Annotated in this window: 10 protein-coding genes; 5 read left to right on the forward strand and 5 right to left on the reverse strand. The window is 31.8% G+C overall.

From position 1 onward, the window contains the following. Nucleotides 1-132 precede the first annotated feature (132 nt). Nucleotides 133-414 (reverse strand): hypothetical protein, encoded by a 282-nt coding sequence (locus DG435_RS17385; RefSeq protein ID WP_024768543.1) that lies wholly within the window; start codon nt 412-414, stop codon nt 133-135. A gap of 185 nt (nt 415-599) precedes the next feature. On the opposite strand from DG435_RS17385, the gene DG435_RS17390 reads away from it, so the two are divergent. After that, a complete protein-coding gene (locus tag DG435_RS17390; protein WP_106791808.1) occupies nt 600-3452 on the forward strand; it encodes a glycosyl hydrolase in 2853 nt (950 codons plus the stop codon). Between the two features lie 107 nt (nt 3453-3559). Here DG435_RS17390 and DG435_RS17395 read toward each other — a convergent pair whose 3' ends face one another. Both DG435_RS17395 and DG435_RS17400 read right to left on the reverse strand, forming a co-directional pair. Next, entirely contained in the window at nt 3560-4930 is a 1371-nt protein-coding gene (locus DG435_RS17395) for a RagB/SusD family nutrient uptake outer membrane protein (RefSeq protein WP_106791809.1), read from the reverse strand. 3 nt (nt 4931-4933) lie between these two features. Beyond that, nucleotides 4934-8104 (reverse strand): TonB-dependent receptor, encoded by a 3171-nt coding sequence (locus DG435_RS17400; protein ID WP_106791810.1) that lies wholly within the window; start codon nt 8102-8104, stop codon nt 4934-4936. A gap of 578 nt (nt 8105-8682) precedes the next feature. On the opposite strand from DG435_RS17400, the gene DG435_RS17405 reads away from it, so the two are divergent. From DG435_RS17405 to DG435_RS17415, 3 genes are all read left to right on the forward strand, one after another. Next, nucleotides 8683-10386, forward strand: coding sequence for a helix-turn-helix domain-containing protein (locus tag DG435_RS17405; protein WP_106791811.1), 1704 nt, complete (start codon nt 8683-8685; stop codon nt 10384-10386). A 159-nt stretch (nt 10387-10545) separates the two neighbouring features. After that, entirely contained in the window at nt 10546-11349 is an 804-nt protein-coding gene (locus DG435_RS17410) for a hypothetical protein (RefSeq protein WP_106791812.1), read from the forward strand. A gap of 257 nt (nt 11350-11606) precedes the next feature. Then, nucleotides 11607-12392: a hypothetical protein gene (locus DG435_RS17415; RefSeq protein WP_106791813.1), complete on the forward strand. Its 786-nt coding sequence runs from the start codon at nt 11607-11609 to the stop codon at nt 12390-12392. A gap of 170 nt (nt 12393-12562) precedes the next feature. Here the strand turns inward: DG435_RS17415 and DG435_RS17420 are convergent, their stop codons facing one another. Beyond that, nucleotides 12563-12748 (reverse strand): hypothetical protein, encoded by a 186-nt coding sequence (locus tag DG435_RS17420; RefSeq protein WP_106791814.1) that lies wholly within the window; start codon nt 12746-12748, stop codon nt 12563-12565. Between the two features lie 232 nt (nt 12749-12980). After that, complete coding sequence (locus DG435_RS17425; protein ID WP_106791815.1) at nt 12981-14714, reverse strand: AraC family transcriptional regulator; 1734 nt, start codon at nt 14712-14714, stop codon at nt 12981-12983. A 202-nt stretch (nt 14715-14916) separates the two neighbouring features. On the opposite strand from DG435_RS17425, the gene DG435_RS17430 reads away from it, so the two are divergent. Next, entirely contained in the window at nt 14917-16197 is a 1281-nt protein-coding gene (locus tag DG435_RS17430) for a helix-turn-helix domain-containing protein (protein ID WP_106791816.1), read from the forward strand. The last annotated feature ends 106 nt before the right edge of the window (nt 16198-16303 follow it).

Consider the following 16303-nt stretch of genomic DNA (forward strand, 5'->3'; position numbering starts at 1 on the left):
AGGATTAAGAATACTGATTTTCTTCAAAAATATGATTATTATTTACGTAATAAAAAAAGGAACTCATAAGATTTTGAGTTCCTTTTTAAATATTGAATTTACCTTACCTTTTTTGTTAATATGAATGTATTTTTATTTGCTTATTGCATTTTTGATTAAACCTATTATAGCCATTAACACACCACCACCAACACCACCACCAGCAATACTTCCTAATATTCCGGACAAATCCATTCCACCAGAAGTACCTATTCCCAGATAACTTAACAAATATCCACCTAAACCTCCTCCGAGTATTCCCAGAATTGAATTTCCTACTTTACCTAAAGATGCATTTTTTAATAATGAGCCTGCGATGTTTCCTCCCACGGCCCCGCTGATTAATTGAATAATTAACGGTAAATACTCTTCCATGATTGTGTGTTTTATTGATTAGTGTTTAATAAATTAACTAAAAAATTACGAGAAACGCAAAAAAATAGATGCTTTCATTTGTGTTTTATAACTATTGTTTTGAAACAAATGATTGTTAAACAATATCTAAAAATTTTGAGTTGGTTATAACAATATCTACTTTCAGCGCACTAAACACCATCAAAATGAAAAGATTTACATCATTATTATTTTTCTTCTTTCTTTCTTCTTTTATTTTTTCTCAACAACCCGCTACTAATGTAGAATTAGTACAGAAAGGATTGCTGAACAAAAAGCAAATGGAAAAGTCTTCTTTAGTGAAACATGTACCTTTTAAAAATATTGGCCCAACTGTAATGAGTGGTCGTGTAGTTGATGTTGATGTAAACCCAGAAAATACTACAGAGTTTTATGTAGGATATGCTTCTGGAGGGTTGTGGCATACAGTAAATAATGGAACTACTTTTGAACCTATTCTGGATTCGGCAGAGACAATTAATGTAGGTGATATTGCAGTAGACTGGAAAAATAATATCATTTGGGTAGGAACTGGTGAAAATAATTCATCTAGGTCGTCCTATGCAGGAATAGGAATTCTAAAATCTACAGATAATGGTAAAACATGGAAGAATGTAGGACTACTCGATTCACATCATATAGGTAGAATCGTTATTAATCCTAATAATCCAGATGAGGTAGTAGTGGGAGTAACCGGACACTTATATTCTTCTAATCAAGAACGTGGAGTCTATAAAACAACAGATGGAGGGGCTACCTGGAAAAAAACATTGTTTATTAATAATCGAACTGGTATCATTGATTTGGCATATGCGCCTGGCAACTATGATATTATGTACGCAGCTGCATGGGATAAAGATCGTAAAGCCTGGAATTTTGAAGGTAATGGATTAGGATCAGGGATTTATAAAAGTATTGATGCAGGAGCTACCTGGAATAAAATATCTATAGAAGGAAGTGGTTTTCCTACGGGAGAAGGAGTAGGTAGAATTGGCCTTGCTGTTTTTGATGAAAACACAATATATGCTGTACATGATAACCAGTATAGAAGAAAGGAAAATGAAACCAAAAAAAGTGGTGTGGGATTAACCAAAGAGGATTTTAAAACGATGTCATCAGAAGCTTTTTTAAAACTGGAAAACAAAAAACTGAATGCATTTTTAAAAACCACTGGGTTTCAAGAAAAATATAGAGCAGATAATGTAAAGCAACTTGTGCGTAGTGGTACGGTAAAACCAATTGATCTTGCCAAATATCTCGAAAATGCTAATGCAATGTTATTTGATACTCCGGTTATAGGAGCAGAAGTATACAGAAGCAATGATGGTGGTAAATCCTGGGCAAAAACCCATAAAGATTATATCGATGATTTATTTTATAGTTATGGATATTATTTTGCTCAGATACAAGTAAGCCCTACTAATAAGGATCATATATACATTTCTGGAGTTCCTATTTTGAAATCTAAAGATGCAGGAAAAACATTTACCAATATTAATGGAAAAAATGTTCATGCTGACCATCATTCATTGTGGATTAATCCTAAAAATCCTATGCACTTGATAAATGGTAATGATGGGGGGGTAAATATCTCTTATGATGATGGAGGAAACTGGATAAAAGCAAATCAACCTAGTGTGGGACAGTTTTATGCAATTAATATTGATCATGAGAAACCATATAATGTGTATGGTGGATTGCAAGATAATGGAGTTTGGGTAGGAGCACATAATGCTAAAGAAGATGATTCCTGGCATCAAAATGGTCATTACCCTTGGGAAAGCATCATGGGAGGTGACGGTATGCAGGTACAGATTGATGATCGGAATGCAAATATTGTATATACTGGATTTCAGTTTGGTAATTATTTTAGAATAGATCGTGAAAAAAATAAACAAACCTATATTCAACCTAAACATGAGTTAGGAGATTCTCCTTATCGATTTAATTGGCAAACACCAATTTTACTATCTCCTCATAATCAAGATATTTTATATTTAGGAGGTAATAAGTTAATGAGATCTATGAACCAGGGTGATGACTGGACTGCCATATCTAACGACTTAACGAATGGTGGTAAAAAAGGAAATGTAGCTTACGGAACATTAACTGCTATTACCGAGTCGATATTTCAATTTGGACTGATCTACACAGGTAGTGATGATGGATTAGTATATATAACTAAAAATTCTGGAGGAAGTTGGAGTAAGATTTCGGAATCTTTTCCTAAAGATCTTTGGGTTTCAAGAGTGATTGCTTCTTCTCATAAAAAGGGAAGAGTATATGTAACATTAAATGGATATCGATGGGATGATTTTAAACCTTATGTCTATGTAAGTGAAAACTATGGACAGAGTTGGAAGAATATAGGGAACGGTTTACCTGTATCTGCAATAAATGTAATTAAAGAAGATCCTAAAAATGAAAACGTAGTATATATAGGAACAGATAATGGAGCTTATGTTTCATTAGATAAAGGAGCAAGCTGGCAAGTTTTTTCTAATGGATTGCCTAATGTAGCGGTTCATGATATTGTAATCCAACCAGAGGCTAATGACTTGTTATTAGGAACACATGGTAGAAGTATATACAAAACAAATATAGAAGAAGTGCAGCTTCTTGATGATGAAGTAATAAATAAAGGACTTCATGTTTTTGACGTACCTGCAATGCAGTGGTCAGATCGATGGGGTGTTTCGTGGAGTAAATGGTCTACACCATATGAACCGACAACTACCATCAAATTTTATTCTGGAAAACCAGGAGATTTTTCTATTAAAATTACTACTGAAGAAGGAAAAGTACTTCAGGAGTTTTCTACAAAAGCTGATAAAGGGCTTAACTATGCAGAATATGATCTTACGATCACAGAAAAAGGGAAAAATATACTTGAAAAAGAATTTCCTGATGAAGAAGTTTCCAAAAGAAAAAACGGAAAATATTACCTTCCTACAGGAAGATATTCAGTAGAAGTTTCTGCTGGAAAGCAAACAGCAAAAACTGTATGGAAAATTAAATAAAAAAGATTCTTAATAGCTTATATTTTTACTGTATAAACCCCATCAAAATATTTTGATGGGGTTTAAGCAATTCAAACATTTATGATATAAAACAAATCACATTTTCTTTAATATCCTTTATTGGGTATCATATTAGAGTTTGCATTTAATTCTGCTAAAGGAATAGGAAAGGCATAATTATAGCTACCGTATACCGGCCCTTGAGAAACTACATTTAGTTTTGGGATATCCTGCTTTGTACGTGCCAAATCATCAAATCTAAACCCTTCAAAACATAATTCTTTTCTTCTCTCTAAAAGAATATTTTCTTTGGTAGCCTCTGTATATAAGTTAGCATCTCTATTATCAGGAATCATATTTAACCAGCTTAAAGCATCGCCCGTGGCTCCTGTTTCTAATAATGCTTCTGCATAAATTAAAATGATTTCCTCATATCTTATTAAACTAATATTATCATCAAAAGATTGGGAAGGATATTTACCAATATTTCTCAATTTATCTCCGTCAATATCAATCATACTGGTAGTTCTTCTAATATCTCCAGCATCAAAAATAGAAGTAAAATCATCATATGCTACAATATCACCATACCCAAATCGGTAGATATTTGCCAAACCGTTTATGCCTTGATTGTCATCTTTGTCATAAGCTAGTTCAAAGATCGAGTTAGGCTCATTATCCTTAGACCAACTCTCTACATATGAAGCAGAATCTAATATTGTAAATTGCCCTGAGTCAATTACAGCTTTAGCTGCGTCTTTGGCTATACCATATTCTTCAAAATACAAGGCTACTCTTGCCTTAACTGCATTAGCTGCATAAGTGGTTATGTAGGTAGATGTACCATTAAGAGTTTCAGACATTAAAGATGATGCTTTGTCAAGATCAGCAAGAATTAAATTTTTTACTTCCCCTACAGTTTTTCTACTTGGAAGAAGATCACCATCATCTTTAAACTTATCAATATAAGGAACTCCTAAGGCACTTAGCCCTCCGTTATCCACATGTTGTTGACCATATAAGCGTAATAAATCAAAATGACCTAAAGCCCTTATGACATAAGCCTGACCTTTAGTATGATTGATTTGGTCTTCATCTCCTTCAACCCCTTCGACATTAATAGCGATATTGGCTGTGGATATCGCAGTATAGATTACTGACCAGGTATTTAAAGCGTAACCGTCTGATTCTAACATGTTCATATCGCTAACACTAATAAAACGACCTGATTTACCAGTAGAATACGCATTATCTGATCTTGCTTCTCCATATACGATGATATCTCTTCCATAATAGGTAGATTGAGTCATCCAACTATAAGTGCCATTTAGAAGATTAGATAAATCTTCTATGGTACTAATATTACCTTCTAAGTTTTGATTTTGAAGTAAAGTAGGCTCTAAATCATCATTGCTACAAGAAGATATTGATGCTATAAATAAAGCACTACATACGAGGTATACTATTTTTTTCTTCATGATTTAAAATTTTAGGTTAACACCAAATACAAATGATTTTACAGGAGGTGTAGTTAATCTGGTAAATCCATCAGTTCTTACTTCCGGATCGTGTTTTAATCGATCATCTTTTACCCAGGTAAATAGGTTAGTTCCTCTTAGGGTAAATGTGATTCCGTCAATACCTATTGTATCTAGTGTATTGTTAGTAAGATTGTATCCTAGTACCAACTCTCTTAATCGTATAAAATCTCCATCATATAAAAATCTTGTTGATGTAGAAGAAGCTTGGTTTCCTGCTGCTGTATTAGATTGTAATGCAGGGTAATCTGTAATATCACCTGGTTGTTTCCAGCTTTGTAAGAGTTCTTCGGTGCCATTAAAATATAGAGTACTGTTTAATCCGTTACTTTTGGTATAATATGACCAGCTTTCGTATACTTTGTTACCACCTGTGAAGTACAAGTTAGCATCCATAAAGAACCCTTTGTAATCAATATGTGTTCCAAAACCACCACTATAGGTTGGTATAGCACTTGCTCCCTGATATGCTACTTCTGCATCACTATACGTATTGGTTGTTTCACCATCTACTCCATTAATAAACCATAAAGGATCACCATTTTCTGGATCTACACCTGCCCATTTTCTCATATACCATTCACCAATCGGATGTCCTACTTCAGTTCTCTTGGTTCCAGAAGTAAGTAGAATATCTTCTCCATTAGCGTCTTTAGCCAATTTTGTTACTTCGTTATCTACTGTGGCAAAATTTCCGAAAATACTCCAGTTAAAATCATCAGTACTAATGATATCATAATTTAGTTCTATTTCAATCCCTTTATTTATTACTTCTCCTATGTTTCTGTTAATAGATGAGAACCCTGTAGTACGAGATAGCCCTACACTTTGTAAAATATCAAAGGTTTTTTTGTTGTAATAGGCAACAGATCCTGATATTTTATCATTAAAAAGGCCAAAGTCGATTCCTATATCCAGTGTATTATTTTTTTCCCAGGATAAAGCATCGTTACCATATCCTATGGGATAAATTCCTGGATTAGCATTATAATCTGCATTATAGGCTAATAATGACTGATAGCTGTTAATTGCTACACCGGCACTACCACTAGTCCCGTAAGAAGCTCTTAATCTCAGGTTATTAAATATAGCATTATCATATAAGAATTCTTCTGAGGTGATATTCCACGCCGCACCTACAGACCAGAAGTCACCAAATCGTTGCTCTGGTGAAAAACGAGAAGAAGCCTCTTTTCGATATGTAGCATCAAAAATATAAGTATCATCATAATTATAATTTAACATTCCTAAGTAAGAAAGGTTTTTCCAATCGGCAAAAGAAGTGCTTGCTGAAAAATTAGTACTAGCTTCTGCTATATAGGTCAATCCTTCTTTTGCAAATTTTTCTCCCTGAGCACTAATAAGATCATTTTTATTCTTTTGAAATTCTTGTAATACGGTGATATCAAAATTATGTTTGTCTATGCTGGTTTTATAATTTAAAGAATTTTGAGTGACCCAGTTAAAATTACGAGCGGTCGCAGCGGCAGAAACACCTCCTTCTTCAACACCTCCACCATGGACTCTATTGGCAAAACGTTTGTAATTAGCCAGAGTATAATCGATACTAAAATTGGTTTTAAATTTTAAACCATCAAGAATTTTCCATTCTAAAGACGAGCTATTCATTGCACGGGTAACATCATTATTAATGATATCATTCTCAATTAAATAAAGATAATTAAAGTAGTTGGTAGTGCTCCCAAAATCAGTAAGATTTAGGGTTCCATCAGCATTATATGGCGGAAGTGTTGGTGGCACAAAAAACTGAACAGAAAGTCCACTGGCATAAAACGCTCCTTGCTCAAATAACCCATCTTGATTTAAATTAGAAACACTAATATTATTTGTAAATTTTAATGTTTTAGTCATGTCCTTGGTAAAATTGAACTTAGCTGTGATTCTTTCGTATTCGGTTCCTTTAACAATACCTTCGGTTTTATTATATCCTAAAGATGTATAGAATGTGGATGTTTCACTTCCTCCTGTGGCAGAAAAATCATAAGTCATCAAAGTTGGGTTTGGAGTTTTGATTTCTTCCTGCCAATTTGCTTCAGGTCTTCCATTTGCGTTCCAATCGGTATATGAGGTACCCCAGAATCCAGGAAACCGTTCATAAATGTCTTTGGCTTCTGATCTGTCTATACTATACGTTTCTCCATATGTATTAAATACAGCATCATAAAAAAGTTCTTCCCGCTGTGCAGCAGTTAATACTTTAGATCCTTCTACAGCTTGCTTCTGATATCCATAAGTAGAGGTAAAATTAAATGTCGTCTTTCTATTTTTTTTACCATTCTTTGTAGTAATTACGATAACCCCATTGGACCCTCTTGCCCCGTAAGCTGCAGTTGCAGAAGCGTCCTTAAGAACAGTAATACTTTCTACATCTCTACTATTAATACTGGATAGAGAACTCAAAGAGCTTGCAGAACTGCTACCAGAAGTATTATAATTAACCATAGGCACACCATCGATTACAAAAAGCGGAGCATTAGATGAAGTAATAGAACCTACTCCCCGAATTCTGATTTGTTGTGTCGATCCGGGTGTTCCCGAAGAAGAAGCTATATTTAGACCCGCTACTTTACCTTGCAATGCTTGATCTACAGTTACTACTGGTACATCATTAATTTCATTGGCAACGACTTGTACAGTACTACCGGTAATTTCATTTTTACCTCTTGTAGTGTACCCAAGTACAACGATTTCTTCAAGTTCTTGAGTATCAGATATCATTTCAATATTGATAGTGTCTGATATGGTATCGATTATTCTCTCCTCTGTTTTCATTCCGATATAAGAAAACATTAATATCTCACCAGCCTTGGCATTAATGATATAGTTTCCATCAAAATTGGTTTGTGTTCCCTGGTTTGATCCTTTGATGATTACTGCTACTCCGGGTAGTGGTATACCACTATCATCTGTTACTTTTCCTGTTATTTCTCTTTCTTGCAGAACATCACCAATTTTATTTATTTTGTGAGTATTTCCATATGCACTAAACAGCCCCACAGATAAACATAACATAAAAACTGTTGTGGTTGTAAATAATTGATTTTTAATAATTTCTGCTGAATTCAAAAAATATGTATTGATTTTTTTATTCATAATTCGTTTTTCTAAAAATTGATTTTTTTGTTCTTTTCCCCTTGTTTGAGAAGATTACTCTAATACTTCGTAGAGTCTGATTTTATTCCATAAAGTGTTGTTTTAAATTTGTATTAATATTAATTACATGCTCTGTTTTTTTGGTATAGGTTGAGCTTGACGCATCTATTGATATAGATGTATCTATCGTTATATTATATTTTTTAGTAATGGTGTTAAGTACTTGTTTTCCCTATATTCAGTCTAACATCATCAAAAAGAACTAAATGTTGATATTTCAAATTTTGTAGATAATTTTTGATAATTATTTAACAAGACTGTTTTATTTTTCATAAAATGAAAACAATTCGAATGGCATTATGTTTTTTCATCAAAAACAGAATATTATTCAGGAAGAAAAGAGCACTAAAAGTGGATAATTCTAAATTTAGTAGGGCTTTTTATGATAAATTAACAAGAAAACTTATCATATTAATATAATTTTATAATAAACAGCAAAAATAACCTGAAATAAAGGGTGGGGTCTGTACGTTATTAGACGTTATAGATATTGTAGTAGGAATACATCTATGTAATCAATGAAAATAAACCCATACAATATTATTTTGCTTATAGGGTGTCTGGGCATTGTAGTTTTTGCAGTCCTTAAATTATGCTGTTGCAGAAAAAAAGAAAAGACATTTAGGTTTTTTTATTATTTCTTGATTACTGCCAACTTGGTAATTATTCAAATACTACTAATAGATTTTAGAATTACAAAATTATATCCCTGGATTCTTATACTGTATACTCCATTCGAATTTTTATCTCCCGTTTTTTTTACAGCATTTACGTGCTACTACCTTGAAAAAGAAGAAATATATAATAGATATCGATACTATCTTTTGATTCCGTTTACGGTATTTTTTGTTGTATATTCATTAATAAAGATTAATATTCTCATAGATTATTCTATTTTTTCAAAAAGTACAGTTTCCTTTCTTCTTAATGAAATAGATGAAAATTTTACTGTTATTTTTTGTTTTTTACTTTCGATATGGAATTATCGTATAATACAGAAATATGAGAATTCTTTGGGAAGATTATCTTTTGTTTATGTTAGGAAAAAAACAAAATGGATAAAGAATATTTTTGTTGTACTAGTGATCCTATCGGTATTGTGGATGCTTACTATTACTTTGTTTTTTATTAAAGAAGAAATAACTGGTCATTCTGCATATTACCCGATTTGGATGTTATACATGATATTTTGTTATGTTTTTCTGTTTTTGGGGATGAAACATTTAAAGAAAGTATCTGGTAGCGTTAATAATTTAGAAGATCCAATACAGAAAAAGATTACTAATTTTCAGCTATCGGGACTAGGTCATATTTTCTCAGAAAGAGAACTTCAATTAGTACACTCTAATCCCATATCTATTACGGGGATATTAAGTTATTTTGCCACTTCTTTGTTTGATAAAAATAAGAGAGATGATGTTTTATCAGATATTGCAGAGAATTGTATTTCTCAATTACAACTACAGGAATGCAGTATCTATATGATATGTAAAGAAAATAAAATATTAATTCCTAAAGCAACATACAGTAACAAGAACAGTTGTGAAATCAAAAAAAGAAAAAAACAAACACCTATCCCAATTGGAGAAGGAATCTTAGGTAAAGTAGTGCGGTTGGGGAAATATCAATGTATAGAAAATTTAAATGTAATTATTGGTGATAAGAAGAAGGATATAGCAAGAAAATCAAAGCTTTCTGTTCCTATATTTGTAAGAGAGAAAGTGGTAGGAGTTTTAGATGCCGAACATGACGGGAAAGCATATTTTAAATCACATCATATCGCATTATTTTTATTGATAGCTAAATTAACAGAAATAAAACTTTCCCAAATCAATACCAGTACCAATACGGTAGTACTTAGCAATATTACAAATGATAATGCCTATTTTAAAGAGCTGGATTTTTTAATGAAAGAAGAAAAAATTTATGTCGATCCTAATTTAGGTTTAGAAAATATTTCAAAAAGACTACAAATAAGCAGTAACTATCTATCTCAATTGATTAATAAACTAGGAGGCTGCAATTTTTCTGATTATATAAATAGCTATAGAGTCGAGGAAGTAAAATCCAAACTAAATGATCCTGATTATGATAACTATACCGTACTTGGCATTGCTATGGAATGTGGATTTAATTCAAAGTCACCTTTTTATTCTGCTTTTAAAAAACACACAGGAGTCTCTCCCAAAGAATATAGACAGCAGCAACAAATTATGTCCTGATTTCTTGAAATTCAAACTTTAAGGACACTTATATTTTTTAATGTTATTAGAATTGCATCTCACTTGTATTTTATACAGTTGAGTTTGTGTATGAGGTGAGTAGGTTTTAAACCCTTAAAATATACTCACCTTTTTCAAATATTTAAAAAACTAACTAACATGAAAAATCTTATCCCTACAAGAATTGGATTAATCGAATACATTTCGCTTTTAGCATTTGCAACATTCTCTTGCGAGAGAGTTAATAATGAAACACTACAGGAAAATAAAAATGAAGAATTAGCGGTCTTTACATTCTCTAATGGCAATACGCTACAATTAATTGAAAGTGACGAAGAAGGAGACCCGGTTATCCTGGCTATCGAATCTGGGTCAAATAAAAATATAGAATTCATAGACTTTGACTCTAATTCTATATTAGATATATACCTCAAATTAACCCCTGATCATTCTCCTCTACCTAAAATAATTGCGGATATCTCAAAAGACAAAGACCATTTACATCATAGAAGTGTTATTAAGGATTTTGATACCGCACTAAAATTTAGTGTTGAAAAAATACCAGCAACACTTAAAATGAAGAATAATAATAAAGGAGATTTTTGTGATGATATCCCTGAAAGTTATAATTATTGTTATAACCGAGAAAAAAGTAAAGTGTCTAATATTACATCGAGTAGCCGATGTAAAGTAATGGAAAATTATACCTCTGTGTTTAAAGAATCATACAATGAAGGGAAGTATATGGAAGTAAGACATAGATATAGAAAAGCATCTGGAGGATGGGTGACACACACCAAAGGGAAATACAAGGTATATCCTGGAAGGTGGAAACGATTAGCAATACCGGGAAAAATGAAAAGATACAGAAGAGCAGCACGTAGTGGGGTTAATGAATCAACTGGTCTTGGAACAGAATATTTGTATTGGAAAGGGTATACTGATTTTCGAAATTCGAAATAAAATTAATAGTACAGAAATAATGATTTTATAATGGAATTTTATTAGCTAGTAATTCAGCAGTTTGAAATGATGGCTTGGTAGGCAGCAGGTAGAAACTTTTGATTCTCTTGCTGCTTTTTTATCAAAATGGAGATGAATCCAAACCCTCAAAGCACATTTAATTTTCTAAAACATTCTTGCAAGAGTAGACATAAACCCGGGTGTCTTAAAAAGGTTCGGGTAATTTTTATCACATAAATCTTTAGTATACAAATCTTATGAAACGTATTAAATTCATACAAATTTTATGTATCCTCTGCGTCTTACTCTTTATTACCTCCTGCGAGAATGAAGCAGAACCTACACAGCCAACTCTAGAGGAAACTAATAGTGGAGAATTTGCTGTTTTTACCTTTGCCAATGGCAACAAACTACAACTTATCGAAAGTGACGAAGAGGGAGATCCTGTTATCATTGCGATAGAATCAGGATCTGAACATAATAAAATGTTTATTGATTTTGACACGCATTCTATGTTGGATGTATATCTGGCACTTACTTCAGAAAAAATTCCTGTACCTAAGGTATTGGTAGATATGTCCAAATCTTTTCAAAATCAGAAATTATTAGAAAAAAGACAGATAGTACCTACTATGAATATTCCTGCCACTATAGAGATGGAAAAAATTCCTGAATCGTTGTTACAAAAATATCCGGCTAATCGTGGTTTTTGTGATGATGTAAGTGCAGATCATTGTGAGAAAGGTGAAAATATATTAGAAGATGTTTGGAAATCGGGAAGTAAAAAAAGAAAAATCGACGGGTATACTATTCTTCTGTGGGATAGTGGAACCGCAGTACCCCATATGACAGTTAGATTTAAGTATAAAAAAGCAAATGGAAGTTGGAAAGAAAATGATAAGGCAACTCATACCGTTAAACGAGGGTATGGAAAAAAGGTTACTTATATCGGAGGAAAAAAAAGATATAGAGGATCATGGAGATTAACAGGTACTCCAGGTTGGTATGCTCATTGGCGTGGTTGGACAGATGTTAGAAACTAAAAAATGATAAATCGAATATGTACATCTCTGTAATTATGCTTAAAGCAAGTCACTTAATATATCGTATTTGATTAAGTCCATAGAAAAACCCTCAAACTATGTTTTCCCATTTTTATAGTTTGAGGGTTTTTATTCTTTATTAGTATTCTACAATAATTATATAACCTTGTTTAACCCCATCCAAAATTAGTTGGGCAAGTAATAATGGTAAATATCGGTTTATAGAATATAGGACATCTTGTATGTACCTGACTTTTTATTGGACCTTCATTTCCACCTTGGATAGATGACAAATTTTCCAATTTTGTAACATTCAATTTTTTGAGATGTAATTTTTTCCCCTTTGCTTTTTTCATAATTTTTAGTTATTAAAGATTATTATACATATATCTTTTCTACCAGCACCAGAAGATTACCGATACAATTTTTTATCAAAAATCACTCAAAGTGACGATAAAAAATGCCTAACAGTATAAAAGGATATGTAAGTTACTTTTTTTGAATTCCAAGAATAAATATAGGATAAAAAATAGCATAAACCCTATAAATGAGGAAGTTATTAGTCGAAATTCACGGAATTTCGATAAATTACATAGTGTCTAAGTCATATAGCTTCTTAATAAAATAAGAAGTTTTGATACCGGTACTCTTTTTAAAGGCAGATGAAAAAGATTCAGCTGTATTAAACCCCATTTCTTCTGCAATACCCTGTATGGTATAGTGTTTAAGAGTTTTGTTTTCTTTTAACTGGATTACTGCATGTGCAACCCTAAGATCATTGATGTAATTAGTGAAATTCTTTTGCTTATGATGATTAATCACTTTTGATAAATACTTTGTATTAGTTTTAATGTCTTTAGCCAAAGAGGTAGTACTAATATTCTTTTTAAGGTAATGATGATTTTGTTCAAATAGGACCAGCTTATTAAGAATTTCTTCAACGATATCATCAGCCACTCCAATATCCCTATCACTTTGTTGTTTTTCTCGTGTAGTTTGGGTTAACTTGTCTTCAGAAATCAGTTGTTCAAATTTTTTCTGATAGGTTTTTCTCTTTTGGTATTGACGATATAAAAAAGCAATGGCAACAAGAGTAAGTAATGAGAGAAAAATCACTAAAAGATTTAGGTTTTTATTATTACCTTTTAATTCATTGATTAGGATTTCTTTTTCTTTTAATAATAAGGGAGTATCAAACTCTTTGAATAAGCGCGAGGATACAAAAGAAGCTTCCTGGTTAATGACACTATCAAATTTCAGCAATTTGTTAATATATTCGAGTTGTTTTTCCTTTTTATGATTCGTCTTATAAAAGTTTATCATAAACTCATAGCTTTCTCGAATCTCCAAGGGAGTAATTTTTTCTTTTTGCAGGATAGAATCTACAGTAAGAAAGTGTTTTTTAGCTCCAATGGCGTCTTGTTTTAGAAGCTGTAGTTTTCCTAGATAAAACTCACCCAAAATATATGCTTTTCTGTTTTCAGATCGGGTTTTATCAAGGATAGGTATACCCTTGGCAATGCTATCATAAGCGTTCTTAAATTTTTCTTTATAGAAGAGATTGATACCCTCATTAATGATAACCCTGCCATAAAACCTATTATAATTATGCTCCGATTTATAGGCTCGTTTAATTGCTTCATAATGATACACTGAAGCAGAATCCAGGAGATTATTATAGCGGTAAGATTCTGCTAGAGGGATTATAGAATTTAAATATCGAACCGTATCAGTAGCATGTTTTGTAATAATATGAGCAAAGTTTTCTTTAAAAAGAGGTAAGGCTTCCTGATGTTTTCCTATTTCGGTTTTAATACAAGCAATATTATGTTCGGTAATAGAAATATATTCGGTACTATTTACTTTTTCGGCTAATGCCAATGCTTGTAAATAATTATCTAATGCTAAAGTATACTGACCATTATTTAAATAGTACCCTCCTTTAAAAGAATATCCTTTAATTGTGATATTACCTTCTAAATTTTTACTTAAAGCTATAGAGCGATCAATTAATCTTATTTTTTCCGATTCTTCTTCAGCATAATAAAACAACCAACTATAAGCTTTAGCCATTTCTAGAGTATTGTTTTCTGAAATGGCTTTCTTTAAATAAGTATATAAATAAGTTTTTGAAATTAGAGTATCTCTATAGGTTTTCATGTGGATTTTATAGATACTATCATAATCCAAGGTTTTTAAAGAATCGGGAATTACAAAATCTTCTTCCTGCCCCGTAGTAATTTGTATACAGCACAGTAAAAAAACAATAGCTATCCTTTTATAAAAGGAAGTGAAAAAGAGATATGTCTTTTTTGTGTTCAAGGGGTTTTATCGATTTATCTAGCTATAAAGATACTATTTTCTGGTTTCTATAAGATTTCAAAACAAACCCATTTTAAATACCTGAAAATAAGTATGTTGTTTGATAGAATCAATATCGAAATTCTCAGAATATCGAGATATTTTGTTTGTTTTCAAAGGTATTGTCAGTATATATTTGAATTGGACAAAAAAATCAATCATCATGAATATCAAGAAATACATAGGTGATAAAATAGTAATAAAGGTTTCAGCAATTTTGGTATGTGGGATTGTATTTCTCTTTATGGTCATGTGCTATAAGATGCTAAGTACAGATGTTTTCTTATTTAATACAAGACATATGTTTGCAATGCTGATTGTATTAAATATAGTATTACTTATCACCATATTTACTTTTTTCTTTTCGAGTATAGTTCTAAAGAACTTTTCTAATTTCTATTTTAGGATACCTCTTTTTTTTAATCAAGTATTTGCCGTAGCATATAATGGTGTGTTTACTACTACAAAACAGCTAACACCAGAGTTTGATAAAGTGAAGAGTAAAAAAGATTTGATACGAAGTTCAATTTCAAATTTTAGCACACATGGGCTGGATCAGATTTTTTCTGAAAAAGAACATATAAAACATCAAAACACATCAAATGAAACAATAGGAATACTAAGTTATTTTGCATCATCACTATTTGAAAAAAATAAGCTTGAAGATGTTTTATGGGATATCGTAGAGAATTGCATTTCGCAACTCGAACTAGAGGATTGTGTGATCTATATGCTGGATACCCAAAATAGGGTTTTGATACAAAAAGCAGCATTTGGTCATAAAAATAACGGAGAAAGAAAAGTTGTAAGCCCTATCCAAATTCCATTAGGAGAAGGTATTGTTGGTAGAGTAGCACAATCAGGAACATTTGAATATGTTCCTGATGTGACCAAAGATTCTGGATATATCATAGATGATGATCGTAGAATGTCTGAATTGTCTGTTCCTATTTTTATTGGTGATGAGGTAGTAGGTGTTCTGGATTCTGAGCATTCTCAAAAAGATTTTTTTAGCAATAATCATGTGTTTTTGTTTCAGTTAATTGCCAGGCTAACTGGAAAAAAACTAAAACAAATTCACATAAAAAACGAATCCCACATTACAAATGATAATGTGTATTTTAAAGAACTTGATTTTTTGATGAAAGAAGCCAAAATATACCGAGATCCAAATCTGGGATTAGACAGTATGGCCAAAAAACTAAATATAAGCGGTAATTACCTATCACAATTGGTTAATAAATTAAGTGGATATAATTTTACCGATTATGTAAATAGATATAGAATAAAGGATGCAAAATTTAAATTAAGAAACCCTAATTTTATAAACTACACTATTATAGCGATCGCTTTGGAGTCTGGGTTTAATTCGAAATCAACTTTTTACAGTGCTTTTAAAAAACTAACTGGTATTTCGCCAAAAGAATACAGAAAAATCTCCTAAAAAAAAGTCCGGATTCTTTGAAATTCAAACTTTCTGGACATTCGTACGCTTCTCCCTAATTAATTTTATCATCCTAAGTACTACACAAGTACAAACTAAGTATTTG

This window comes from Aquimarina sp. Aq78, from assembly GCF_900299525.1.
Classification (GTDB): Bacteria; Bacteroidota; Bacteroidia; order Flavobacteriales; family Flavobacteriaceae; genus Aquimarina.